At 70.7% G+C, this 24,005-nt stretch carries 24 protein-coding genes; 14 read left to right on the forward strand and 10 right to left on the reverse strand.

Going from position 1 to position 24,005, the window contains the following annotated elements:
* Positions 1-41: 41 nt before the first annotated feature.
* A complete protein-coding gene (locus tag DEI98_RS02015) occupies positions 42-923 on the forward strand; it encodes a manganese catalase family protein (protein WP_071404423.1) in 882 nt (293 codons plus the stop codon).
* 81 nt (positions 924-1,004) lie between these two features.
* Here DEI98_RS02015 and DEI98_RS02020 read toward each other — a convergent pair whose 3' ends face one another.
* The 4 genes from DEI98_RS02020 to DEI98_RS02035 all read right to left on the reverse strand — a co-directional run bounded on the left by DEI98_RS02020 (position 1,005) and on the right by DEI98_RS02035 (position 4,075).
* On the reverse strand, positions 1,005-1,331 hold the full coding sequence (locus DEI98_RS02020) for a hypothetical protein (protein ID WP_071404424.1): 327 nt from the start codon (positions 1,329-1,331) through the stop codon (positions 1,005-1,007).
* A gap of 11 nt (positions 1,332-1,342) precedes the next feature.
* Positions 1,343-1,798, reverse strand: a complete 456-nt coding sequence (locus DEI98_RS02025) for an Hsp20/alpha crystallin family protein (RefSeq protein WP_071248766.1) — start codon at positions 1,796-1,798, stop codon at positions 1,343-1,345.
* Positions 1,799-1,907: 109 nt separating this feature from the next.
* Positions 1,908-2,561, reverse strand: coding sequence for a helix-turn-helix domain-containing protein (locus DEI98_RS18820; protein WP_258370710.1), 654 nt, complete (start codon positions 2,559-2,561; stop codon positions 1,908-1,910).
* Complete coding sequence (locus DEI98_RS02035) at positions 2,558-4,075, reverse strand: APC family permease (protein ID WP_111099728.1); 1,518 nt, start codon at positions 4,073-4,075, stop codon at positions 2,558-2,560. The genes DEI98_RS18820 and DEI98_RS02035 overlap by 4 nt, the downstream gene beginning before the upstream one ends.
* 193 nt (positions 4,076-4,268) lie before the next feature.
* On the opposite strand from DEI98_RS02035, the gene DEI98_RS02040 reads away from it, so the two are divergent.
* From DEI98_RS02040 to glgX, 7 genes are all read left to right on the forward strand, one after another.
* The gene (locus tag DEI98_RS02040; protein ID WP_111099729.1) at positions 4,269-5,762 is read left to right on the forward strand and encodes an APC family permease; all 1,494 of its coding nucleotides are present in this window, start codon (positions 4,269-4,271) and stop codon (positions 5,760-5,762) included.
* A gap of 49 nt (positions 5,763-5,811) precedes the next feature.
* Entirely contained in the window at positions 5,812-7,845 is a 2,034-nt protein-coding gene (locus DEI98_RS02045) for a primary-amine oxidase (RefSeq protein WP_111099730.1), read from the forward strand.
* A 1-nt stretch (position 7,846) separates the two neighbouring features.
* Positions 7,847-8,407, forward strand: a complete 561-nt coding sequence (locus DEI98_RS02050; protein WP_111099731.1) for a hypothetical protein — start codon at positions 7,847-7,849, stop codon at positions 8,405-8,407.
* A 141-nt stretch (positions 8,408-8,548) separates the two neighbouring features.
* Positions 8,549-8,731, forward strand: coding sequence for a hypothetical protein (locus DEI98_RS02055; protein ID WP_071248776.1), 183 nt, complete (start codon positions 8,549-8,551; stop codon positions 8,729-8,731).
* Between the two features lie 18 nt (positions 8,732-8,749).
* On the forward strand, positions 8,750-9,286 hold the full coding sequence (locus DEI98_RS02060; RefSeq protein ID WP_111099732.1) for a MarR family winged helix-turn-helix transcriptional regulator: 537 nt from the start codon (positions 8,750-8,752) through the stop codon (positions 9,284-9,286).
* 133 nt (positions 9,287-9,419) lie between these two features.
* The gene (locus DEI98_RS02065) at positions 9,420-10,034 is read left to right on the forward strand and encodes a TetR/AcrR family transcriptional regulator (RefSeq protein WP_027466979.1); all 615 of its coding nucleotides are present in this window, start codon (positions 9,420-9,422) and stop codon (positions 10,032-10,034) included.
* 59 nt (positions 10,035-10,093) lie between these two features.
* Positions 10,094-12,112 (forward strand): glycogen debranching protein GlgX, encoded by a 2,019-nt coding sequence (glgX, locus tag DEI98_RS02070; protein WP_111099733.1) that lies wholly within the window; start codon positions 10,094-10,096, stop codon positions 12,110-12,112.
* 121 nt (positions 12,113-12,233) lie between these two features.
* On the opposite strand, the gene ctaD is transcribed toward glgX, so the two are convergent.
* Positions 12,234-13,931, reverse strand: a complete 1,698-nt coding sequence (gene ctaD / locus DEI98_RS02075; RefSeq protein ID WP_258370531.1) for a cytochrome c oxidase subunit I — start codon at positions 13,929-13,931, stop codon at positions 12,234-12,236.
* Between the two features lie 201 nt (positions 13,932-14,132).
* Here ctaD and DEI98_RS02080 point away from each other — a divergent pair, with 201 nt between their 5' ends.
* Positions 14,133-14,408 (forward strand): hypothetical protein, encoded by a 276-nt coding sequence (locus DEI98_RS02080; protein ID WP_146237649.1) that lies wholly within the window; start codon positions 14,133-14,135, stop codon positions 14,406-14,408.
* Here the strand turns inward: DEI98_RS02080 and DEI98_RS02085 are convergent.
* From DEI98_RS02085 to DEI98_RS02095, 3 genes are all read right to left on the reverse strand, one after another.
* A complete protein-coding gene (locus DEI98_RS02085; protein WP_220035284.1) occupies positions 14,389-15,582 on the reverse strand; it encodes a glutamate--cysteine ligase in 1,194 nt (397 codons plus the stop codon). The two genes, DEI98_RS02080 and DEI98_RS02085, sit on opposite strands and share 20 nt — an antisense overlap.
* Positions 15,583-15,783: 201 nt before the next feature.
* A complete protein-coding gene (locus DEI98_RS02090) occupies positions 15,784-16,899 on the reverse strand; it encodes a Gfo/Idh/MocA family protein (protein WP_111099735.1) in 1,116 nt (371 codons plus the stop codon).
* A complete protein-coding gene (locus DEI98_RS02095; protein ID WP_171907779.1) occupies positions 16,896-17,696 on the reverse strand; it encodes a sugar phosphate isomerase/epimerase in 801 nt (266 codons plus the stop codon). The genes DEI98_RS02090 and DEI98_RS02095 overlap by 4 nt, the downstream gene beginning before the upstream one ends.
* 250 nt (positions 17,697-17,946) lie before the next feature.
* On the opposite strand from DEI98_RS02095, the gene DEI98_RS02100 reads away from it, so the two are divergent.
* Complete coding sequence (locus tag DEI98_RS02100) at positions 17,947-19,245, forward strand: MFS transporter (protein WP_111099736.1); 1,299 nt, start codon at positions 17,947-17,949, stop codon at positions 19,243-19,245.
* A 124-nt stretch (positions 19,246-19,369) separates the two neighbouring features.
* Here DEI98_RS02100 and DEI98_RS02105 read toward each other — a convergent pair whose 3' ends face one another.
* Positions 19,370-19,882 carry a MarR family winged helix-turn-helix transcriptional regulator gene (locus tag DEI98_RS02105; RefSeq protein ID WP_111099737.1) on the reverse strand — a complete coding sequence of 171 codons (513 nt, stop codon included), beginning with the start codon at positions 19,880-19,882 and terminating at the stop codon, positions 19,370-19,372.
* A gap of 151 nt (positions 19,883-20,033) precedes the next feature.
* On the opposite strand from DEI98_RS02105, the gene DEI98_RS02110 reads away from it, so the two are divergent.
* From DEI98_RS02110 to DEI98_RS02125, 4 genes are all read left to right on the forward strand, one after another.
* Positions 20,034-20,345, forward strand: a complete 312-nt coding sequence (locus DEI98_RS02110; protein ID WP_110863626.1) for a hypothetical protein — start codon at positions 20,034-20,036, stop codon at positions 20,343-20,345.
* 115 nt (positions 20,346-20,460) lie between these two features.
* Complete coding sequence (locus tag DEI98_RS02115; RefSeq protein ID WP_111099738.1) at positions 20,461-21,783, forward strand: carboxylesterase family protein; 1,323 nt, start codon at positions 20,461-20,463, stop codon at positions 21,781-21,783.
* Between the two features lie 77 nt (positions 21,784-21,860).
* A complete protein-coding gene (locus tag DEI98_RS02120) occupies positions 21,861-22,451 on the forward strand; it encodes a TetR/AcrR family transcriptional regulator (RefSeq protein WP_111099739.1) in 591 nt (196 codons plus the stop codon).
* Positions 22,452-22,872: 421 nt separating this feature from the next.
* Positions 22,873-23,313, forward strand: coding sequence for an NUDIX hydrolase (locus DEI98_RS02125; RefSeq protein ID WP_027466986.1), 441 nt, complete (start codon positions 22,873-22,875; stop codon positions 23,311-23,313).
* Positions 23,314-23,599: 286 nt separating this feature from the next.
* On the opposite strand, the gene DEI98_RS02130 is transcribed toward DEI98_RS02125, so the two are convergent.
* Positions 23,600-23,968 (reverse strand): VOC family protein, encoded by a 369-nt coding sequence (locus DEI98_RS02130; protein WP_071404443.1) that lies wholly within the window; start codon positions 23,966-23,968, stop codon positions 23,600-23,602.
* Between the last annotated feature and the right edge of the window lie 37 nt (positions 23,969-24,005).

A 24,005-nucleotide genomic window follows, 5' to 3' on the forward strand; every position in this document is an offset into this window, starting at 1 on the left:
ATCGGCCGTGCAATCGCTCGATCGAGACGAAGGAGCACGATTTGTACTTCCACAAGCAGGAACTCCAGTTCAAGGCAACGCCCGACAAGCCCGACGCGATCTACGCCCGCAAGCTGCAGGAGGTGCTCGGTGGCCAGTACGGAGAGATCTCCGTCGCGCTGCAGTACCAGTTCCAGGCGTGGAACATGCACATCCCCGGCAAGTACCGCGACATGGTGTTCGGCATCGGCGCCGAGGAGATGGGCCACGTCGAGATGCTCGCGACGATGATCGCGCAGCTGCTCGAGAAGTCCCCGCTCGGCATCACCGAGGACGCGCTGCAGGACGACCCCACGGTCGCCGCGATCGTCGGCGGCACCGACGTCCAGCACGCGATCGTCGCCGGTGCGGGTGCCCGCCCGGTGGACAGCAACGGCAACCCCTGGCAGGGCTCGTACATCACCGCCAGCGGCAACCTGCTCGCCGACTTCACGGCGAACGAGAACGCCGAGATGCAGGGTCGTGTGCAGGCCGCCCGGCTCTACCACATGACCGACGACCACGGCGTGCGGGACCTGCTGTCCTTCCTCATCGCTCGCGACACCATGCACCAGAACATGTGGGCGACCGCTGCCGCCGAGCTGCGCGAGAAGGGCGTCGAGGGCTTCCCCGTGCCGAGCAACTTCCCGCAGTCGAAGGAGAACCAGGAGGTCAACTACCAGTACCTCAACTTCTCCGACGGTGCCGAGGCGAAGAACGGCCCGTGGGCGAGCGGCCCCTCGTTCGACGGCAAGGGCGAGTACTCGTACCACGACGGCCCGACCACCTCGGTCCCGATGCCCCCGCCCACGCACCCCGACGTCCGGCTCTACGGCACCACCGAGCTGCCGAACGTCGTCGAGAAGACGGCCGGCCTGGTGCAGGACAAGCTGAACAAGGAGTAGTCCCGACGGTCGCCCACGCGACCGACGGATGACAGGAGGCCCGGCGCACGACGTGCACCGGGCCTCCTGTCCGTCAGGTGGTCACCGCACCGACGGGGCGGACCCGCCCACGGTCATCAGCGCCCCCGTCTCGGGTTCTTCGTCGCGTGGTGCCTCGAAGATGCCCGAGTACGCGCGGACCGCGCTCCACCCCGCGATCAGCAGGGCCGTGCCGAGGACCGCCGCGACCCAGGGCGCCAGGAGCGACTGCTCGAACAGCCGGGGCGCGGCGACCCAGGTCAGGAACGTGCCGGTCAGGCTGCCGGTGGCCCCGAGGAGCAGGGCGGTGCGCCGGTCCAGGCTCGTCAGCGCGAGCGCCGCGGTGACGACGAGGACCGCGACCACCGCGTTCAGCAGGACGGACGTCATCGCTCAGCTCCTCACTCGGCGGCGCCGGAACCGGCGGCGCCGGAACCGACCGCGAGCTGCTCGGACGCGCCACCGACGGTGACGGCGATCTTGCGCGGCTTCGCGGACTCCTTGACGGGGATCGTGACGCTCAGCACGCCGTTGTCGTACCCGGCGGTGATGCGCTCGGCGTCCAGACCGTCGCCGAGCGTCAGCTGCCGGACGAACGTGCCCGGCTGGCGCTCACGCGTGAGCCACTGCGAGCCCTCGGGCGCGCCCAGGGTGCGCTCGGCGCGGATGGTCAGGACGGAACCGTCCACGTCGATGTCGACGGAGCCCGGGTCGATGCCGGGCAGGTCGACGTCGAGGACGTAGTGGTCCCCGGTGCGGTACAGGTCCATCGGCATCGAGCGCGGGCCGGCGGCGGTGCCGAGGAGCGAACCCGCGAGTCGGTCGAGCTCGCGGAACGGATCGAAGTTCATCGTCATCGAAATCAACTCCTTCGTGGTTCTCGTTGAGTCCCCTCGACTCAACTGCCACCGTTTTAGCACTCGACCCTGGTGAGTGCCAAGAGATCGCTCGGAGGACGCCGAGAACTCAGCCGAGCAGGGGCTCGAGCCGCGCGACCGCCGTCCGCAGGTGCACCAGGGCCTGGCCAGGGGACTCCACCCGGGCCGCGGGCGCGGACAACGTCAGCCCCGCCACGAGCTCACCGCGCTCGCCGCGGACGGGCAGTGCCAGGCACCCGAAGCCCCGCACGAAGGCACCGACCTGCGACGCCGAGGCACCGCCGGCCGCGTGCAGCCGCCCCATCGCGCTCGACCCGGGTGCCGATCGCAGGGCGGTCGCGTCGAGGAGCGGGAAGTCCGGGTCGACGTCGACGTCGCAGATCCCGTCGGCGTCGTACCGGGCCAGGTGCACCCCGGCGCGGACCGCCGAGCGCACGTCGGACAGCACGGACCGGACGGCTCGGGGGAGTGGTGGGACCGACGGGGCCGCGGCCGGGGCGACGCCGGCGAGCTCCGAGACCTTGTGCCCCAGTGCGAAGCCGCGCAGGTCCGGCAGCCGCACCAGGTACTCGTCCTCCACGAGCAGCGTGATGAGCCGGTAGGTGGTCGCCCGCGGCATCCCGAGCGCGTCCGAGATCTGCTGGGCGGTGACGCCGGGCCCGGCGTGCGCGACCGCCTCGAGCACCGCGAGGGCGTTCTGGATCGCCTTCGGCTGCCGCGCGCGGAGACCGGGTTCGCTCACCGCACCCCCGTCCCGTGGCCGGGTCCGGCGGACGACCGGGAGGCGCCCAGCAGGTCCGCCTCGACCGGCACGTCGTACACCGCCCGGCTCCGACCCCGTCGCCAGGGTCGCCGACGGGTCGCCACCAGGAACGCGACGACGACCGCGGTGACCGCCCCGACGGCGAGGACGACGGCCGGCCACCGGGGCGATGCGGCCTCGACCCCGGCGTAGGTGAGCAGCACGGCGGTGAGCAGGACACCGGTCGTCACCGCGGTGGTCGCCACCCCGGTCGTCAGCTCGCCGATGCGTCGCAGGAACACCGGAGCCGCGAAGCACGTCATCGCGTACGCCGTCAGGTACCCGAGTGCCGCGACGACCAGTTCGGCCTCCATCAGGGACCAGGTCGGGATGCCGGTGAGGAGCCCGAGGACCGGCAGCGCGGTCAGCACCGAGCACGCCAGCACGCCCGCGACGAAGGGTGTCCGGAACCGTGGCGACGCCCGCCCGAGCGCTGCGGGCAGCACCCCTTCACGGCCCATCGCGAACAGCACGCGGACGAGCGCCGTCGTCGAGGCGATCGCGCACGCGGCGAACGAGGCGGCGATCCCGAGGTCGAGCGCCCACCCGACCCACTGCATGCCGAAGGCCGTGGCGAGCTCGTTGACCGGCGAGGCGCTCGTGGCGAGGTCGGCGCCGATCGCGGCGAACCCGGTCTGCTGGGCGGCAGCGCTCACGACGTAGAGCACGCCCGCGACCAGGACGGTCCACGAGATCGCGCGGGGGATCGCCTGGAACGGGCGCCGGGCCTCCACGCCGAGCACCGACGCGCTCTCGAACCCGACGAAGGCGGTGACCGCGAGCGCCGTGCCCACCGCGAAGGGTGCCGGTGCGGTCGGACCGAGTGCGAGGGCGGACGTGTCGACGGGCTGCAGCCGTGCGACCAGGGCGACGATCAGCACGACGATGACGGCGACGGACAGGGTCTCGACGAGCAGCGTGAGGCGCGTCGACAGCCGGACCCCGAGGGCGATGACGGCGAACACCGCGGCGCCCATGGCGGTGACCACCACGACCGTGACCAGGGAGCCGGTGCCGGCCGTCGGGACGAACCGGGACAGCAGGTAGTCGAGGTAGTAGCCGCTGCCGGTGAGCGAGAACATCGCGATGAACCCGTAGCCGAGCAGCAGTGCGGCGCCCGCGACCACACCGGCCGCCGGCCCCAGGCCGAGCGAGACGTAGGTGTAGAGCGAGCCGGTGCCCGCCACGCGTCGGACGAACTGGTTCACGGTGCGTCCGACCAGGAACGACAGCGTCATCGCGGCGAGCAGGGACCACGTCGCGCCCTGCCCGGCGACGGTCGCGACGAGCACCGGGATCGTGGTGGCCGCCGCCGACGGTGCGACCGCGGACACCGACTGCGCCAGCACGTCGACCGGGCCGACGCTCCGCCGGGACAGCCCGTCGACGGGGGAGCGCGTGCCGATGCCCGGCACCCGTGGCGGGTCGGCGATGGCACGGTCGAGCGCGGTCATGCGGCAACGGTACGGGGGCTGCGTTGCCCCGGTGTCTCGGTCGTGTTTCGCGGTGGTCTCGGGCAAATGAGACGCCTCGTCCGGGCCGTCCCATTCGGGTGCGTGCGGGTTTCACACCCGTGGAACGGGGGCGCAACCCCAGCGCGGGACCGTGGTCCCACCCCGACCCAGTCACCCGAACCGGAAGGCCACGATGTCCAGCATCACGAAGGACCCCGCGTCACTCGGAGCCGTACCCGCACCGCAGCGGACCATGCGCGGCTCGCTCGGCGTCACCGCGATCGTGTTCATGGTCGTCGCGGCCGCCGCCCCGCTCACCGTCGTCGGCGGTGCCGCCCCGCTGGGCATGCTGCTCGGCAACGGCGTCGGGTTCCCGTCGCTCTACGCCGCGTCCGCCGTGATCCTGCTGCTGTTCTCGGTGGGGCTGGCGGCGATGACCCGGCACCTGCCACGACCCGGCGCCTTCTTCACGTTCGTGGGTCACGGGCTCGGTCGTCCGGCCGGTGCGGGAGCGGCCACCCTGGCGCTGCTGACCTACACGACGATCCAGGTCAGCGTGCACGGCTACATCGGGTACCTGCTCGGGGTGACCGTCACGGGCCTCGGTGGGCCGGACATCCCCTGGTACGTGTGGTCCCTGGTCGTCGTGGCGCTCGTCGGGGTGCTGGGCTACCGGCACATCGACCTGTCGAGCAAGGTCCTCGGCGTCCTGCTCGTCGGCGAGGTCGGGATCGTGCTCGTCCTGGTGGCCGCGATCGTGTTCCGCGGCGGTGCCGACGGGCTCTCGCTCGCGCCGTTCGAACCGACCCACGTCATGTCCGGCTCGCCCGGCGTCGGCCTCATGTTCGCCATCGCGGCGTTCATCGGGTTCGAGGCGACCGCCATCTTCCGTGACGAGGCGAAGGACCCGGAGCGCACGATCCCGCGGGCCACCTACACCGCCGTCATCGGGATCGGGGTGTTCTACACGCTGGCGTCGTGGGGACTCGTGATGGCCTGGGGTCCGGACGGCGTGCTCGCCGAGGCCGCGAAGGACCCGGGCGCGCTCATCCTCACCACGGCGGCGCGGTACATCGGCACCGCGGGCGAGGCCGTCATGAACGTGCTGCTGCTCACGAGCATGTTCGCCTGCGTCCTGTCCTTCCACAACGTCATCACCCGGTACCAGCACTCGATGGCGAACGCCTCGCTCCTGCCCGGTCGTCTCGGCACGGTGCACCGCAAGCACGAGTCACCGCACACCTCGAGCGTCGTGCAGACCGTCACCGCCGCCGTGCTCATGGTCCTGTTCGCCGTCCTCGGCCTCGACCCGGTCCTGCAGGTCTTCAGCTGGTTCGCCGGCGTCGCCACCCTGGGCGTGGCGATCCTGATGGCCGCGACGAGCCTCGCCGTCATCGTGTACTTCCGCCGGAACCGCGCCGACCGCCGCATCTGGAACACCGTCATCGCCCCGGTCCTGGGGTTCGTCGGGCTCGTCGCCTCGGCCGTCCTGATCTGGGCGAACTTCCCGACGCTCGTCGGTGACGTCGACGGTTCCGGAGCGAGCGTCTTCGGTGTCGTCAGCACCCTGCTCACCGGCCTCGTCGTGGTCGTGCCCGCCGTCGGCGTGCTGCAGGCCGTGGTGCTGCGCCGGCGCGACCGCCGCCGCTACGACCAGATGCTCGACCGTCTCGCCAGCGACGGCTGACCGACCCACCCGACCCGCGCCTCCAGACCGAACCGAAGGAACCACCAGCATGACGCTCACCGACCCCGTCACCGCCACCACCCACCCGCTCGCGAACCTGAGCCCCGACGAGTTCACCGCCGTCCGCGACGTCGTCACGGCGCAGCCGGACTGGACCGACACCACGCGCTTCGTCTACGTCGGCCTCGACGAGCCGCACAAGCAGCAGGTCCTGGCCTGGCAGGCCGGCGACGGGCGCCTGCCGGACCGCCGTGCCCGCGTGATGCTCCTCGACATGGCGACCGGACGCTCCACCGACGGCGTCGTCTCGATCACCGACCGGATCGTCCTGTCCACCGACGTGCTCGACGGGTCCCGTGGACAGCTGCCCGTCCTCATCGAGGAGTTCGACGCCGTCGGCGAGATCGCGAACGCGGACGAGCGCTGGGTCGCCGCCCTGGCCAAGCGCGGCCTGACGCCGGACGAGGTGAAGTGCGTCCCGCTGTCGGCCGGGTACTACGACTACCCCGAGGAGGAGGGGCGCCGGATCCTCCGCGTGCTCGCCTTCCGCCAGGACCACCCCGCCGACCACGTCTGGGCGCACCCCGTGGACGGCCTGTCCGTGTACGTCGACGCCGCCAACCGTGCGGTGACCCGCATCGTGGACGTCGCGGAGATGCCCGTGCCCGCCACGTCCGGCAACTTCGACGACCCGGCGGTGCAGGGCGAACCGCTCGACCTCAAGCCGATCGTCATCACCCAGCCCGAGGGGCCGTCGTTCTCGGTCGACGGCGAGTTCGTCGAGTGGGCGAACTGGCGGTTCCAGGTCGGGTTCGACGCCCGAGAGGGGCTCGTGCTCCGGCAGCTGTCGTGGCAGGACGGTTCTCGGCTGCGGCCGATCGTCTACCGGGCCTCGATCGACGAGATGCTCGTGCCCTACGGTGACCCGTCGCCGGTGCGGTTCTGGCAGAACTACTTCGACACGGGCGAGTACCTGTTCGGACGCTTCACCAACTCGCTCGAGCTCGGCTGCGACTGCGTCGGCGAGATCAAGTACTTCGACGCCGTCCTGGCCGACGAGCTCGGCAACCCGCAGACCATCCGGAACGGCATCTGCATGCACGAGGAGGACTTCGGCACGCTGTGGAAGCACGGGGACATCTACACCGGGTCGCAGGAGGTCCGACGCTCCCGTCGGCTGGTGATCTCGTTCTTCACCACCGTCGGCAACTACGACTACGGGTTCTACTGGTACCTGTACCTCGACGGCACGATCGAGTGCGAGGCGAAGCTCACCGGTGTCCTCTTCACCTCGTCGTACCCGGGTCGGACGGAGTCCGGTGCGGATTACCCGTACGCCTCCGAGGTCGCGCCCGGACTCGGCGCCCCGTACCACCAGCACCTGTTCTCGGCGCGGCTGGACATGATGGTCGACGGGCTGTCGAACGCGGTGGACGAGGTCGACGCCGTCCGGGTCCCCGTCGGCCCGGGCAACGAGCACGGCAACGCGTTCACGAAGTCGGTCACCCGGCTGTCGTCCGAGTCGTCCTCCGGCCGTCTCGCCGACGCGTCGAAGGCCCGGACGTGGTTCATCTCGAACACCGAGGAGCGCAACCACCTCGACCGCCCGACCGGGTACGTGCTGTACCCGCAGGACGCCCCGGTGCTGCTCGCGGACGACTCGTCGTCGGTGGCCGCACGCGCCGAGTTCGCACGGAAGCACCTCTATGTGACGCAGTACGACCCGGCCGAGCGCTTCGCCGCCGGTGACTTCGTGCACCAGAACCCCGGCGGGGACGGTGTCGCCCGGTACGTGCAGGGTGACCGTCCGCTCGACGGCGAGGACATCGTGCTGTGGCACACCTTCGGCCCCACGCACTTCCCCCGGCCCGAGGACTGGCCCGTCATGCCCGTCGACTACGCCAAGTTCACGCTCAAGCCGTACGGGTTCTTCCCGCGGAACCCGGCCCTGAACGTGCCGGCGTCGATCGGGGCGGCGGCCGGGTCGCACTGCTCGCACCACGTCTCCGGCGCCGTCGAGGCCGCACACGACGCAGCCGAGCACCAGCACGACCACGGGCACGACCACGGGGTCGGGCACTGACGTGACCGATCTGCTCGGGCTCGCGGCCATCGTGCCGGCGTCGGCCGGGGCCTGCTGCACGGTCGGGGCGTGGCGCCCCGGCCGTGCGGTCGACGTGGTCGCCGCGGTCGCGATGGTGGCGGCGATGGTCGACGGGGCGTTCGGACCCCGGGTCCTGCCGGGTGTCCTCTGGTTCCTGGTGCTGGCGTTCCTCGCCGTGGTGGTCGCCGGGGTGCACCGGTTGCAGTCCACGTCCGCCTGGAGGCGCGGGTCGGCTCAGCCGCCGGGCGCGGCTTCCGCACACGGCCGGTACGGGCGACTGCACGCCGCCCTGGGCCTGCTCGTGATGGGTGCGATGGGTGTCGGCATGGCGCACGACGCCGGCGCCGCGGGGATGCACCAGCACCTCGGGGTGGTCGCGGTGACGTGGCAGGTGGTGCTCGGCGGGTTGACCCTCGGGTACCTGGTGCTCACGGTCCACATGCTCCGTGACGGCGTCCGGCGACGATCACGGCCGCTGCCGCTGGTCGAGACCCTGGCGATGGGGGTCGCGGTCGCGGTGATGTCCGCGGCGATGGCCTGAGGCGCGTGCCGCGTGCCGCCGAACCGTTCGGCGCGCAAAACGTACACAGCGCGAATGGTTCGTTGAACTGACCGTTCACTTTGTGAAAGAGTTCAGCCGTCCGCAGGGGACACACGGCAAGCAAGAAGGGCGGGACACGACATGCACAGCACGTACTCCGGGATGCCTCGGACGGCACGGATCGGTGGCAGCCACACCCGCGTCGGTCTCACCGACCCGGCGATCATCGACGCGTACGTCGAGCGTCGCATCCAGGACCCCTCGCTGCTCGCCGGTCGTTCCGAACCGTCCTACGCGGACTTCTTCAGCACGCCTGCCGTTTAGCAAGGAGCGCATGACCCCATGCCGTTGACCGTCGTCCGTCGAGAGCACGTCCACCTCTACGCCCGCGAACCCGAGTCCGGGGTCGCGAAGACCGCCGTCGACGCGCTGCTCCGCCTGCAGCACGCCGAGGACCAGCAGATCGAGTCCGCCCGCATCGAGAGCGGCCTGTCGAAGAACGAGTTCCTCGCCGTCCGGTACATGCTCCAGGCGCACCGGGACGGCCGCACGATGGGCCCGAAGGACCTCGCCGTGATGCTCGCCGTCTCGAACGCCTCGGTCACCAAGATCGTCGACGGGCTCGTGCAGAAGGGCCTGCTGTCGCGTACGGCGCACCCCACCGACCGTCGTGCGCAGGTGCTCGCCCCGACCGACCAGGCCGCCGAGAAGATCGACGCCTCGTACGCGCGCTTCCACGCGGCAGTCGTCGAGGTGCTCGAGCAACTCCCCGACGCGGACAACGCCGTCCTCGCCGACTCGCTCACGAAGATCGTCGACGCGCTCGCCGCGGGCGCGCCCGCGCCGGTCGACGAGTACACGGTCGACGACCAGGACTGACGCGAGCGCGCCCGGCTGACGCGACCCGGCGGGTGCGACGCGACCCGATACGGACTGGAGGCCCGTGGTGCGCCCGCCACGGGCCTCCAGGCCGGACGGTGGCGAGAAAACCTTCCAGCGGTAAGTTGGGTGCATGACCCACCCCGCGGACGACGCCGACGCGGCCCAGCCGCGCCGCGGCGGGTACCGCAAGGGCGCCGAGCGGCGCACGCAGATCCTCGACGAGATGATCCGCATGGTCGCGGAGCAGGGGGTCGACGCATCGTCGCTCCGCTCGGTGGCCGAGGCCCTCGGGATCACGCACGCGGCACTGCGCCACTACTTCCCGAGCCGTGACGAACTGCTGCTCGCCGTCTACCGGGAGCACGAGGTCCGCGAGCAGGGCGCGCCCGACCGGATGAAGTCGGCGATCGGCGACATGCGCGAGAGCGCGTCGCGCAACCGGGCCGTGCCGGGGCTGGTGCAGCTGTACACGACCCTCGCGGCCGACGCCGTGCAGGAGGGCCACCCGGCCACGCGCGACTTCATGCGCGAACGCTTCGCCCGGCTGCGTGCTGAACTCGCCGAACTGATCGAGGCGGACCAGGCGAGCGGCCGGATCCGCGCCGACCTGGACCCGGTCGACCTGGCGAGCCTGAGCATCGCGGCATCCGACGGACTGCAGGTCCAGTGGCTGCTCGACCCCGACGCCGTCGACGGCGAGCGGGTGCTGCGGCTGCTCGAGCAGCTCGTCCCGCCGGTGCGCTGAGCGGCCAGGGGTACGCCCAGACCGCCGGTGGCACAGCGACCGGCCGGTAGAAGGGCAGCATGACCACTTCCACGCGCACCCCGCTCGGCGTCACGCTCGTCGACGGGGGCGCCAACGTCGCCCTGTTCTCGAGCACCGCCGAGCGGGTCGAGTTCTGCACCTTCGACGACGACGGCACCGAGCACCGCACCGAGCTCCGCAACCGCACCGGCTACACCTTCCACGACGTCGTCCCCGGCGTGACCGTCGGCACCCGCTACGGCTTCCGCGTGCACGGTGCGTGGGACCCGGCGAACGGCCTGCGGCACAACGGCGCGAAGCTCCTGCTCGACCCCTACGCCACCGCCGTCGACGGCACCTACGAGTGGGGCCAGGCCCTGTTCGGCCACGACATGGACGACCCCGAGCGCCTCGACGACACCGACTCGGCCAGCGCGATGCCCAAGTCCGTCGTCGCCGACCGGTCCTTCGACTGGGACGGTGACACCCTGCTGCGGACCCCGCTCGCCGACACCGTCGTGTACGAGGTGCACGTCAAGGGCTTCACGAAGCAGCACCCGGACGTCCCCGAGGAGATCCGCGGCACCTACGCCGGCATGGCCCACCCGGCGGCGATCAAGCACCTCACCGACCTCGGCGTCACCGCGGTCGAGCTGCTGCCGACGCACCAGTTCGTGCAGGACTCGACGCTCCTCGACAAGGGCCTCCGCAACTACTGGGGCTACAACAGCATCGGCTTCTTCGCGCCGCACGACGAGTACTCGTCCTCCGGCACCGCCGGGCAGCAGGTCGCCGAGTTCAAGGAGATGGTGAAGGCCCTGCACGCCGCGGGGCTCGAAGTCATCATGGACGTCGTCTACAACCACACCGCCGAGGGCAACCACATGGGCCCGACACTGTCGTTCAAGGGGATCGACAACCAGTCGTACTACCGGCTGGTCGAGGGTGACGAGGCGAACTACTTCGACACCACCGGCACCGGCAACAGCCTGAACGTCGGGCACCCGGCGGCCCTCGGACTCATCATGGACTCGCTCCGCTACTGGGTCGAGGAGATGCACGTCGACGGCTTCCGGTTCGACCTGGCCACGACGCTCACCCGCCAGGACGGCGAGGCCGAGAAGCACTCCGCGTTCCTCGACATCATCCACCAGGACCCCGTGCTGCGCGAGGTCAAGATGATCGCCGAGCCGTGGGACACCGCCGGCTACCAGGTCGGCGGGTTCCCGGCCGACTGGTCCGAGTGGAACGGCAAGTACCGCGACGACCTGCGCGCCTTCTGGCGCGGCGACGAGGGCGCACTCGGCGACGCCGTCCAGCGGGTCCTGGGCAGCCCGGACGTCTACGAGGGCTCACGGCGCTCCCCGCTGTGCTCGATCGACTTCGTGACCGCCCACGACGGTTTCACCCTGGCCGACCTGACGATGTACGCCGACAAGCACAACGAGGCGAACGGCGAGGACAACAACGACGGTGAGAGCGACAACACCTCGTTCAACGGCGGCATCGAGGGCCCGACCGACGACGGCGCGGTGAACGACTACCGCGACCGGCAGCGCCGCAACTTCCTCGGCACCCTGCTGCTCTCCGCCGGCGTGCCGATGATCCTGGGTGGCGACGAGCTCGCCCGGTCACAGGGCGGCAACAACAACGCGTACTGCCAGGACGACGAGATCTCGTGGTTCGACTGGGCCGCCGCCGACCAGGACCTGCTCGCCTTCACCACGGCGGCCATCGCGTTCCGTCGGCAGCACCAGGCCCTGCGTCCGGAGTGGTTCCGCACCGCGCCGGGTCACTCGGAGTCGACGGTGACCGTGCTCCGTGCCGATGCCGCCGGGTTCGAGGACGGCGACTGGGCGGACGGCGGCAACCGGGCCGTGACGCTCGTGCTGCACCAGGGCGACGACACCGTGGCCGTGCTGCTGAACGCGTCGGACACCACGGTGGAGTTCACGCTGCCGGAGCGTCCGGGTGGGGGCAGCTGGTCCCTCGGGCTGTCGAGCGATCCCGACCAGGCCGTGGTGGGCGACGCGGCGACGCTGCTCGTGCGCGACGCGTCCTTCACCGCGCTGGTCTGACGGGCGCGGGCTCGCGCGGGGGCGTCGTTCGCGTCGCTCGTGTCGTGGTCTTCGCTTGGTGAGCAGCAATGGTCGGGTCCCCGTTCGGGACCCGACCATTGCTGCTCACGAAGTGGTGCCGTCAGAACTTCTGGTCGGTCTCCTTCGGGTGCCGGGTCTTGCCCGTCGCCTGGTCGTGGGTGGCCGCGTCCGGGGCGTCCATCGCCGGGCCCACCCCGACCGGGACACCGGCCTCGGGGTGGTTCAGGTCGAACGCCGGCGACTCCGACCGGATCCGCGGTACCGACGTGAAGTTGTGCCGGGGCGGCGGGCAGCTGGTCGCCCACTCGAGCGACCGGCCGTAGCCCCACGGGTCGTTGACGAGCACCTTCTGGCCCTTCCGCATCGTCTGCACGATGTTCAGGAAGAACGGGATCATCGACGCCGCCGTCAGGACAGCACCGACCGTCGAGACCTGGTGCAGCCAGGTGATGTCGTCCTCGGGCAGGTAGCTCGCGTACCGGCGGGGCATGGCGATCACACCGAGCCAGTGCTGGATCAGGAACGTCATGTGGAACCCGATGAAGAGCATCCAGAACTGCACCTTGCCGAGTCGCTCGTCGAGCATCTTGCCGGTGAACTTCGGCCACCAGAAGAAGAACCCCGAGAACATCGCGAAGACGACGGTCCCGAAGACCACGTAGTGGAAGTGCGCCACGACGAAGTAGGTGTCGTGGACGTGGAAGTCGAGCGGCGGCGACGCCAGGATCACGCCGGTCAGCCCGCCGAACGTGAAGGTCACGAGGAACCCGATCGCCCACAGGATCGGCGTCTCGAAGGTCACCGACCCGCGCCACATCGTGCCCACCCAGTTGAAGATCTTCACGCCGGTGGGCACGGCGATCAGCATCGTCATGAGCGAGAACCACGGCAGCAGGACGCCACCCGTCGCGAACATGTGGTGCGCCCACACCGACACGGACAGCGCCGCGATCGAGATCGTGGCGTACACGAGCGTCTTGTAGCCGAAGATCGGCTTCCGGCTGAAGGCCGGGAACACCTCGGACACGATGCCGAAGAACGGCAGGGCGATCACGTAGACCTCGGGGTGGCCGAAGAACCAGAACAGGTGCTGCCACAGCAGGGGTCCGCCGTTGGCCGGGTTGAAGATCTGCGCGTCGAAGACCCGGTCGAGCAGCAGGCCGAACAGCGCCACCGCCAGCACCGGGAACGCCATCAGCACGAGGATCGACGTGATCAGCACGTTCCACGTGAAGATCGGCATCCGGAACATCGTCATCCCAGGGGCGCGCATGGTGATGACGGTCGTGATGAAGTTCACGGCGCCGAGGATCGTGCTGAATCCGGTCATGCTCAGGCCGGCGACCCAGAGGTGCCCGCCGATGCCCGGTTCGAAGGTGGTGTCCGACAGCGGTGCGTAGGCCGTCCACCCGAACGCAGCGGCTCCGCCCGGTGTCAGGAACCCGCCCATCGTCACCAGGCTGCCCATCGCGTAGAGCCAGTACGAGAACGCGTTGAGCCGGGGGAACGCGACATCGGGGGCACCGATCTGCAGCGGCATGATCGCGTTGGCGAACCCGGAGAACAGCGGGGTCGCGAACAACAGCAGCATGACGGTGCCGTGCATCGTGAGCAGCTGGTTGTACTCCTCACGCGTCTCGAGCACGTCGAGCCCGGGGGTGAAGAGCTCCGTCCGCATCACCACCGCCATGACCCCGGCCAGGCAGAAGTACCCGAACGACGTCACCAGGTACAGGTTGCCGATCGTCTTGTGGTCGGTGGTGGTGTGCCAGTGCACGAACCGCGCACCGAGCTTCACCGGACGTCCGGGGCCGACGTCCGCCGGGTGTTCGCCGAGGACGGGCGGGTTCTCGAGGTCGGTCACGGGGTGCTCCCATCGGATCGTTCCGAAAGCGCGAGGCTGATGTGACCGTGATGTGCGGTCGCGTTGATTCTGTCCATCGGGTGCGCATTGCGTCCGAAGGAACGGGCGGAATGCAGCGAGATGTGGATACGGGTCGTGTTGCCCCGCGAGGTCCGGGCACGAAGCCTGCCGGGGGTCCTCCGTCGTGCCTGGGTGGTCGGCTTCTCCACCCGCGTCCTGCCCGTCCGACCGGCCGGCTGCGACGACCCGGAGTGGACCCCGGTCGAGTTCCTGCTCGACGTCGAATCGTCGAGCACCGGCTGGGCCGAGGCGTTCGAGATCGAGTTCACGAGTGCGATGACGCCCCGGTGTCGACGAGCGATCCGGGGGAACGGTTGCCACCTGGAACCCATCAGCCGACCGCACCGCTGAGGCCCGAGCTCGCCGGGTGACCCCCGATGACCGAACCGGTGTCCGCACCGGGCCACAGGCCGGCTGCGACGCGGCCGGTCCGTGCGTGCACGCTCGTCATCGCGGCAGCGAGTGCGACCTGCCCGAGGTCACCGGTCGTCGCGTAGGCCGCACGTTGCCTGGACGCGCCGGTGCCGCGCGCGAACAGGTCGGCCAGGCCGCGTTCGACGAGCTGGTCGTCGCCGTTCGCGACGAGCGCCGGCAGCACGTGGGCGAGCAGGAGCGTGACGACCTCGCGTGCGGGTGCGGCGCGGCCCGTCAACGGGTCGACCAGTTCACCGTCCAGGCCCTCGAGCGCAGCGCGCCAGTTCGCGAGCCGGACGGTGCAGGCGGGGGTGTCGCGCTCGAGCGACCCTGAACGCCACTCCTCGGCAGCGGTGTCGACCATCGCCCGGACGAGTCCGGCGATCGTCACGGTCACCGCGGGGTCGAGGGGGACGTCGGCGACGCGGACCTCGACGGTCGGGTGTGCGTGGGACAGGCGCGCGTCGAGGTAGAGCATCCCCTCGTCGAGCAGGGCGCCGGTGCGGAGCATGCCCTCGGTGACGGCGCGGTAGCGCTCCTCGGAGCCGAACCGCTCCATCGGCCCGGCCGACGGCCACTGGCTCCAGGCGATCGACCGGAAACTCGCATGACCGGTGTCCACTCCGGCATGGAAGGGGGAGTTGGCACTCAGGGCGATGAGCACCGGTGTCCACGTGCGGATCCGGTCGAGCACCGCGACACCCTCGGCGGGGGAGTCGATCGCGACGTGGACGTGCAGGCCGCAGGTCAGGCCCTGCCGGGGGATGGACCCGTAGCGCTGCATCATCCGGTGGTACCGGGCGCCGTCGCTCACGTGCGGGGTCACCGGGGTCGGCGACGTCGCGAGCGGGGCGGCGTGCGCACCGAAGCCGTTCGCGACCTGTTCGACGAGTGCCCGGTTGTCGAGCACCTGCGCGCCGAGCGCGGCGAGCGAGGTGTGCGGGCGGGTGGTGACCTCGATCATCTCGCGCTGCATCTCGCCCACGACGCCGCCGGGGTCCGGCACCCGCGTCGCCCTCGCACCGGCCAGCACACCGTCGGCGACCGGCACGGGCACGCCCGTCGACCGGTCGATGAGGAGGAGCTCCTCCTCCACACCCATGGTTCTCATCACCCGAGTGAAGAAGCCACCGACTTCGGGCCGTTCCAGATGGCCGACGAGCGCGGATCCGTTGGCCGAACCGCGCGGTCCGGTCCACGGAGCGCAGGGTCGAGCGATCACACACCCTGGTGAGCAGCAATGGTCGGGTCCCCGTTCGGGACCCGACCATTGCTGCTCACGAAGTGGTGCGTGTGGCGCTCCTGGGCGCTCCTAGGCGTTCGCGCCGGCGGTCAGCACGGCTGCCGCGGGGTCGAAGTCCTCGGGGAGCGGCGGGATCGCGTCCACGGCCGACGTGATGTCGACGGCGGAACCCGACTCGGCCGCGTCACGGATGCCGAGCAGCACGTCGAGCACGTGCAGCGCGACGGCGCCGGAGGCACGCTCGGGGCGGTCCTCGGCGATGGCGCGGGCGAGCTCGACGACACCGGTGCCACGACCCCAGGTGGAGCCGACCGCCTCGAGCGTCTCGGGCTCGTCCTGCCCGTAGCGCCAGAGCTGCGACGAGCCCTCGAACGTGTTCGGGTCCGGCAGCGAGATCGTGCCGAGCGTGCCGTTGATCTCGACGAAGCCCATGCGCGGCAGGGCGTGCTGGAACGAGAACGTCGACTGGGCGGACTGCCCGCCGGCGAACTCGATCAGGGCCGCGTGGTGCGTCGGGACCTCGACCGGGAACGTCTCGCCGGCGCGGGGGCCGGACGCGATCGTGCGACGGTCGAGCGACTTCGACGAGACGGCCTGCACGCGCGAGGCGGTGCCGAACGCGTGCACCAGGGTCGTCACGTAGTACGGGCCCATGTCGAACAGGGGGCCGGCACCGGTGGCGAACAGGAAGTCCGGGTTCGGGTGCCACGCCTCGGGTCCGGGCACGTGGAACAGCGTCGTCGCGGAGAGCGGCTCGCCGATGTCACCGCGGGCGATGGCCCGGAGCGCCGTCTGGATGCCCGCGCCGAGCACGGTGTCCGGAGCGGTCGCGACGCGCAGGCCCTTGGCCTTCGCCGACTCGAGCACCGCGGCGGCCGACGCGTGGTCGGTCGCGATCGGCTTCTCGCTCCAGACGTGCTTGCCGGCGTCGATGATCTGCTGGTCGACCTCGGCGTGCGCGGCCGGGATCGTCAGGTTGATCACGATCGAGATGTCGTCGCGGGCGAGGAGCTCCTCGACCGATCCCGACGAGGCGACGCCGTACGCAGCCGCCTGCTCAGCGGCACGCTCGAGCAGCACGTCGGCGACGAAGCGGACCTCGACGTCGGCGAACTTGGTCAGGTTCTCGAGGTACTGGGTGGAGATGTTGCCGGCACCGATGATGCCGATCCCGACACGGCTCACTTGTCGTTGTCCTTGAGCCAGGTGAGGGACTCGGTGATGCCCTCGAAGACGTCGCCCTTGTAGGCGTCGAACTCGACCACGCGGATCGCCTGCGGTGCGGCGGCGAGGATCGCGGTCACGTCGACGTCACCCTGACCGGCCGGCGTCTGGTTCTCGAAGGCGCGCTGCAGCGCCTCGGGCACGATGAGGGCGCTCTCGGACGAGGGCAGCGCAGTGCGGATGTCTCCGTCGACCTTGCCGTCCTTGACGTGGATCGCGACGACGCGGTCGCCCAGGCCCTTGAGCACGGCGGGGGCGTCGGCGCCACCGACGGTCGCCCAGAAGGTGTCGACCTCGAGGACGGTCTCCGGCGACAGCTGCGACACGAACAGGTCGTAGACGGTGCGGCCGTCGACCTTGTTCGTGAACTCCCACTGGTGGTTGTGGTACCCGAACTGCAGGCCACGGCCGGCGGCCTCGGCGGTCAGCTCGTTGACGCGCTCGGCGATCTTCGCGACGTCGTCGGCGGTCTGCCAGCGGTCGGTCGGGATGAACGGGTCGATGACGGTGCGGATGCCGAGGCGCTCGGCGGCGTCCCAGATCGGCGCGGTGTCCTCGGCGTCGATCACGGCGACGTGGCCGGACGGAGCCTTGAGGCCGGTGGCCGCGAACGCACGCTCGAGGTCGGTGGCGCGCTCGACGAACGCGTAGGGCTCGACGTTCTCGTACCCGATCTCGGCGACACGGGCGATGGCCTTGTCGAGGTCTTCGGCGATGGCGTCGCGCAGCGAGTACAGCTGCACAGAAGTGGTGGGCATTGCAGAGGCTCCTTCGATCCTGTCTGGGTGTCGCGGCCCGTCGAGGAGCGATGCTCCGCGGCGAGATCGATGACGACGCTACCCCAAAAACCACCCGGTGTGTAGTTTTTGCTGCCCCGTGTGACGCGGCCCGGATGGCCCGCGCGTCACGGCCCGGGACGCGGCCGGTGTTGCAGACAACACGTGTCGATGTATGCTCGCGTCGGAAAAACCTTGTCAGGCAAGGTTTTCATCGACTCAAGGAGGCGTCATGAGCACACCCGAACCCGGCAGCCCGGCACTGCTCAACCCGGAAGAGGGCATCACCCAGCCCGTCAGCACGGTCAAGGTGGGCATCGGCTACCAGATCGCCCTGTTCCTCGGGCAGTTCGGCCTCTTCGTCGCGCTCATGGCGCCCGTCTACGTGAGCATGCAGCTCAAGGCGCAGGCCCTGGTCGGCGACGACGCCGCGAACGTCATCGGCTCGGTGCTGCCGATCGGCGCGTTCGGTGCGCTCATCATGAACCCCCTCGCGGGTGCCCTGTCCGACCGCACCCGCACGCGCTGGGGCCGTCGTCGCCCCTGGCTGCTCAGCGGTGTGGTGGTCTTCGCGATCGCCCTCGCGTGGATCGCCTACTCGCCCGACGTCCTCAACCTGACGCTGGCCTGGCTGCTCGCCCAGCTCGCCGCGAACGCCACGCTCGCCACCCTCCTCGCGAGCTTCGCCGACAACGTGCCGCAGCTGCAGCGCGGCCGGTCCTCGAGCATCATCGCGCTCGCGCAGAACATCGCCGTGCTCGCTGGCACCTACCTGTCGGTCTTCTTCGTCGCGAACCTGCCCGTGCTGTTCATCGCGCCCGGCATCCTGGCGATCATCCTGGTCGCCGTGTACGCCGTCGTCGCGCGGGACGACCTGCCCACGTACACGCTCAAGAAGTTCACGTTCCTGAACCTCATCGCGTCGTTCTGGACGAACCCGGTCAAGAACCCGGACTTCGCGTTCGCGTGGTGGTCGCGCTTCCTCATCATCTTCGCGACCTTCATGTTCACGACGTACCGCCTGCTCTACATGGAGCAGCACCTCGGCATCGAGAGCGCGAAGGAGGCGACGGCCGCCGTCGCCTTCGGTGTGCTGCTCTACACGATCGCGCTGCTGGTCAGTGCGGCGCTGTCCGGCTGGGCCTCGGACAAGCTCGGTCGCCGCAAGGTGTTCGTCGGTGGCTCCACGGCGATGTTCGCGGTCGGACTCATCGTGCTGGCGCACGCCGACACGGTCAACGGCTTCTACGTCGCCGAGGTCATCATGGGCTTCGCGTACGGCATCTACTCCGCGATCGACACCGCACTCGTCGTCGACGTGCTGCCCAACGCGGACCGTCCCGGTAAGGACCTCGGCGTCATCAACATCGCCAACGCCCTGCCGCAGTCGCTCGCGCCGGCCGTCGCCCTGTTCTTCCTGAAGATCGGGTCCGGGGACGCCGCCGACAACTACACGCTCATGTGCTGGGCCGCCGGCGCGATCGCCATCATCGGCGCACTCGTCGTGATCCCCATCAAGCGGGTGCGGTAGCGCCCGTCGCGCAACGCGACCACACGTCGCGCAACGCGACAAGAGGACGGACTGGAGGCCCGTGGCGACGCCGCCACGGGCCTCCAGTCCGTCGCAGCCACCGACCCACCGCGCCGGGCCGGCGTCAGGGGGCGCCGGGGGAGGGCAGCTCCTGCCGGAGCGCCTCGGCCAGGCGGGAAGCGAACCGTCGGACCGCCGTCGCCTCGTCGACGCTCAGCGCGTCGATGGTCTCGATGAGCGGAGCGTGGATGTGCCCGTAGGCACGCGCGAGGTCCTGCTCGGCGGACCCGGTCGCCGTGATGATGACGCCGCGACGGTCCTCGGGGTTCGCCCGCCGCTCCGCCCGCCCGTCACGCACCAGGCGGTCGATGAGCTTCGTGATCCCGGCGGTGGAGAGCCGCAACGCCCGCGCGAGCTGCGTCGGGTTCACCAGCCGTCCGTCTCGGTCCGCGAGCACGAGGTGCCGCAGCGCGAGTGCGTCGACGGGCAACATCCCCAGGGTGCGGAGCGCCTGCTCGTCGGCCTCGTGGACGCTGTCGCTCAGGGCCTGCAGACTGGCGATCGCGGCGGCGCCCTCGGCGGTGCGCGGCTGCCGGTCGAACAGATCGGATCCGCGCTGCTGGTCGTCTTCGCTCATGGTCGCCCCTGCGTCCTCTCGTTTGGTGGACAAACCCTATGTTCCCCGACCTCCCTGGGAACCCAAACTGGGGAAGTAATCAGCCAGGCGAGACAAGTGTTGCGGTCATGACGCCATCGATGTCCGGTGGCGGAGATCAGAAGGAGTGACCATGTCGAACACGGCAGGAAATCCCGCACGACACGACTCGGTCGTCCGTGCCACCTGGAACGAGACCAAGTCCGCACTCAAGACCACCGAGTTCTACGCCTGGCTGGTCGTGTCCATCGCGATCCTCGTCGCGTCGGCCGTCGTGGACAACGCGGACGAGGGCCACACCGGCTTCGGCGCCGACCAGGCCTGGCTGTACGTCGCGATCGTGACGGCCGCCTACGTCGTCAGCCGCGGCATCGCGAAGTCCGGCGTGCGCAAGCCCGACTGGAACGACGACGACCGACGCGACGTCAACGGCCGTTCGAACTGACGCCGAGCACCACGTGCACCCGGCTCCCACAGCCGGAGCGAGGCCGTCCCGATCACATCGGGACGGCCTCCGTCACGTCCGCTCGTGTCGTCGCCGCACCGATACCGTGAAACCCATGCTCGACGCCACGCCTGCCCCGTTCGACACCCCCGCCGGCCGCATCGTCGGGACGGTCGACGGCGACGTGGTCCGGGTGCTCGGGATCCCGTACGCGCGGGCCGAACGGTTCGCCCCGCCGCAGCCGATGCCACCGTTCGAGGCCGTGTTGCACGCGTCCACCCCGTCGCCGGTCGCACCGCAGCCGCACGAGGAGTTCGTCGACCTGCTGCTCAACCCGATCCAGGGCATCGAGGTCGACGAGCACTGCCAGCGGCTCTCGATCACGCTGCCCGCCGACGTGCGGCCGGGCGAACAGCTGCCCGTGATGGTCTGGATCCACGGTGGCTCGTACGTCATCGGCGGCGGCGACCTGCCGATCTACGACGCCCGCGACCTGGTGACCGAGCAGCGCGTGATCGTGGTGTCGGTCACGTTCCGGCTCGGCGTGCTCGGGTTCCTCGGTGACGGCGAGACGATCCCGGCCAACCTCGGGCTCCTCGACCTGGTCGAGTCGCTGCGCTGGGTGCGCGCGAACATCGCTTCGTTCGGCGGCGACCCCGAGCTGGTCACCGTCTTCGGGCAGTCGGCCGGCGGGGACGCAGCTGCGCACCTGATGATCAGCGCCGGCGCCGAAGGGCTGTTCCGCCGCGCGATCATCCAGAGCGCTCCGCTCGGGCTGTCCCGCCGTCGGGCACGGATGAACCGCGCGATGGTCCGGGCGGTCGGCACCGTGCACGCCGACACCCCGCTCGAGGACCTGCTCGACCGTCAGGCGCTCGGCATCCGGGCCGCTGCGCCGTACGGGCTCGCCGCCGGCATGCCCTTCGGCACCCAGTACGGCTTCGCGCCGCTGCCCGCCGAGCGTGACCTCGACGCCGCGTGGAGCCGGGTCGCCCCCGACGTCGACGTGCTGATCGGGTCCGGTTCGGACGAGGCCGGCATGTACGTGCCGCTCGTGCCCGGCCTGCGTCGGGTCACCCGGTCGCGGGTGCTGCGGTCGGCCCTGCGGTGGTGGGTCGTCCGTCCGCTGTCCGACGTCATCTACGGGCGCGACGCCCGACGGTTCACCGAACGGCACCGACGCGCCGGCGGCCGGGCGACCTCCTACCGACTGCACCGCGGTGTCACGAGCGCCCCGACCGGAGCCGTGCACATGAGCGACCTGCCGCTGCTGCTCGGTGGCCGCGAGGCCTGGGCCGGCACCCGGTTCGTCCCCGAACGCGACTGGCCCGAGGTCGAGCGCCGCGGCCGGGCCTTCCGGGCGATCTGGGCCGACTTCGCCCGCACCGGCGAGGTCCGGGCCCCCGATGACGAGACGCTGACGTTCGACCGCGGCTGACCCAGAGCCGGCGACGGTGGCCGCGCCCCCTGAACTGGCGGTCGCGGGCCGCTGACCGGCCCCGCACAATCGTCAGCATGCCCACGACCGATGTCGACCTCCGCGCACGCATCGTCGCCGGGGCGATCAGTGCCTACCGAGCCGGGGACTTCCACCGTGTCGGGCCCGACGAGGTCGCCGAGCACGCCGGGGTCACGGCCGACGAGTTCCACCGGGCGTACCCGATGTGGGAATCCCTGGTGGTCGCGGTCATGGACAAGTGGAACAACGGCAGCCGACGCGAGCTCTGGCCGATCGCGGAGCGGGACGGCACGGTCGCCTACCTGCGTGCCCGGCTCGCCGCGGGCGTGGAGGATCCGGCCCTCGTGCGCCTCCGGGTCGCCGTGCTCAGCGCCGCCTCGAACCCCGACCACCCCGCCGCCGGATGGTTCCGCACGCAGTACACGCGGGCGTTCGAGGACGTCACCCTCGCCCTGGTCCGTGACGTCGTTGCTGGCCGGGAACCCCGTGGCGCCTCGCCCCGGCACGCCGCCGAGCAGCTCATGGCGCTGTACGAGGGGCTCCAGCTGCAGTCCGTGATCCGCGACGACGGGGAGCCGCTCAGCGCCTTCGACCGGGCGGTCGCCCGGATGCGCGTGGGCTGGGCAGCGGCACGCGTCGGCGCCTGATCCGGGTCGGGCGTGCACGTCGGGTCCGGTTGGCACCACCCCGGGTCCGGGGCCTCGAGCGGCGAGCGGTCATGACTCCCCGCACGTGCAGCGTCGCGTGGTCACGTTCCGTCGTCGGGCGGTGCCGCAAGCAACGGTTCGTGACCGCTCGGCGGGCAGCCATCGGGGTGTCCTGACCGCGCGCGCCGGCCGTCCGGCGTGGACGCGGGGTGGTCACGACTCCCCGCACGTGCTGCGTCGCGTGGTCACGTTCCGTCGTTTGCGGGCGGCGGGGCCGACGGTCTGTGACCGCTCGGCGTGCGGGCCGCGGGGGGTCGTGACCGGTGGCGGGCTGGTGGAGCGTCCGCACCACCCCGGTCCACGGCCTGGAGGCCCGGCGCGGCTGGCAGACGTCGGTGCACCCACCTGGCATGGTCGGCCCATGGAGTACACGGACTACGACACCCGGCTCGCCGCCTACGGCGTGATCACGGACGGTGACCGCGTGCTCCTGGCGAAGCTGCGTCACCCCGACGCGGGCACGTGGACGTTACCGGGCGGCGGGGTCGAGTTCGACGAGACCGTCGAGCAGGCCGTCGTGCGCGAGATCCGCGAGGAGACCGGGTACGAGGCCCAGGCCGGTGCCCTGCTCGGGGTCAGACACCACATCGTCCCCGCCGAACGTCGCATCCACGCCAACGGTCGCCCGATGAAGGCCGTGCAGGTCGTGTTCCGGGCGACCATCACCGGGGGAGCCCTGCGGCACGAGCTCGACGGCTCGACCGACGAGTCGCGGTGGATCCCCGTCGCCGAGCTCCCGCACCACCGCCACGGCCTGCTCGTGCCGATCGCCCTCGGCTGGGCGGGCGCCCTGTCCCGCTGACCGCGTCAACCCGCGGCCTGCTCGGTCATCGCTCACCGAGCAGGAACGAGATGCTGTCCAGCCAGTCCTGTGCGAGGTACTCGTCGATGAACAGGTCGCACCACTGCTCGGTCGGCGCGAACTCCCGCTCGTCCAGGTTCCTCTGCGCGGACTCGTTCGCGCTCGGCGAGGAGCCCCTCGCGGGTCCAATGCCGTCCCAGCACCTTCGTCATGGCCGTCCTCTCATCGGTGAGAGGACGGTAGGACGATCAGCAGCGCCGGCGCGAGCTTTCGGAACACAACATGTTCACTCCTCGATGACGCTGAGGACGTTGCCCGACGGGTCGGTGAACCAGGCGATGAGCGGCCCGCCCTTCCGGTTCACACCCCGGTCGTCGGTCATCCCCTCGTACTGCAGGAACACGACGCCCTTCGCGGTGAGCTCGTCGACCGCGGCGTCGATGTCCGGTACGGGGAAGTTCAGCACCGTGAAGGCCGCTGGTTCGTGACCCGGGCCCTTCGGGTAGACGAGCACCTGGTGTCCGCCGCCGAGCTGCAGGAAGAGCATGCCGTGGTCCTCGGTGACCTCGACGCCCAGGACGTCCTGGTAGAACGCCTTCGCCTCGGGCACGTCGCGCACCGAGAACCCGCTGAACGCCTTCGTCGCATCGACCATGCGGCAAGTGAACCACCGCGGCCCGACGTCGGTGCGC

It is taken from the genome of Curtobacterium sp. MCLR17_034 (assembly GCF_003234485.1).
Taxonomy (GTDB): Bacteria; Actinomycetota; Actinomycetes; order Actinomycetales; family Microbacteriaceae; genus Curtobacterium; species Curtobacterium flaccumfaciens.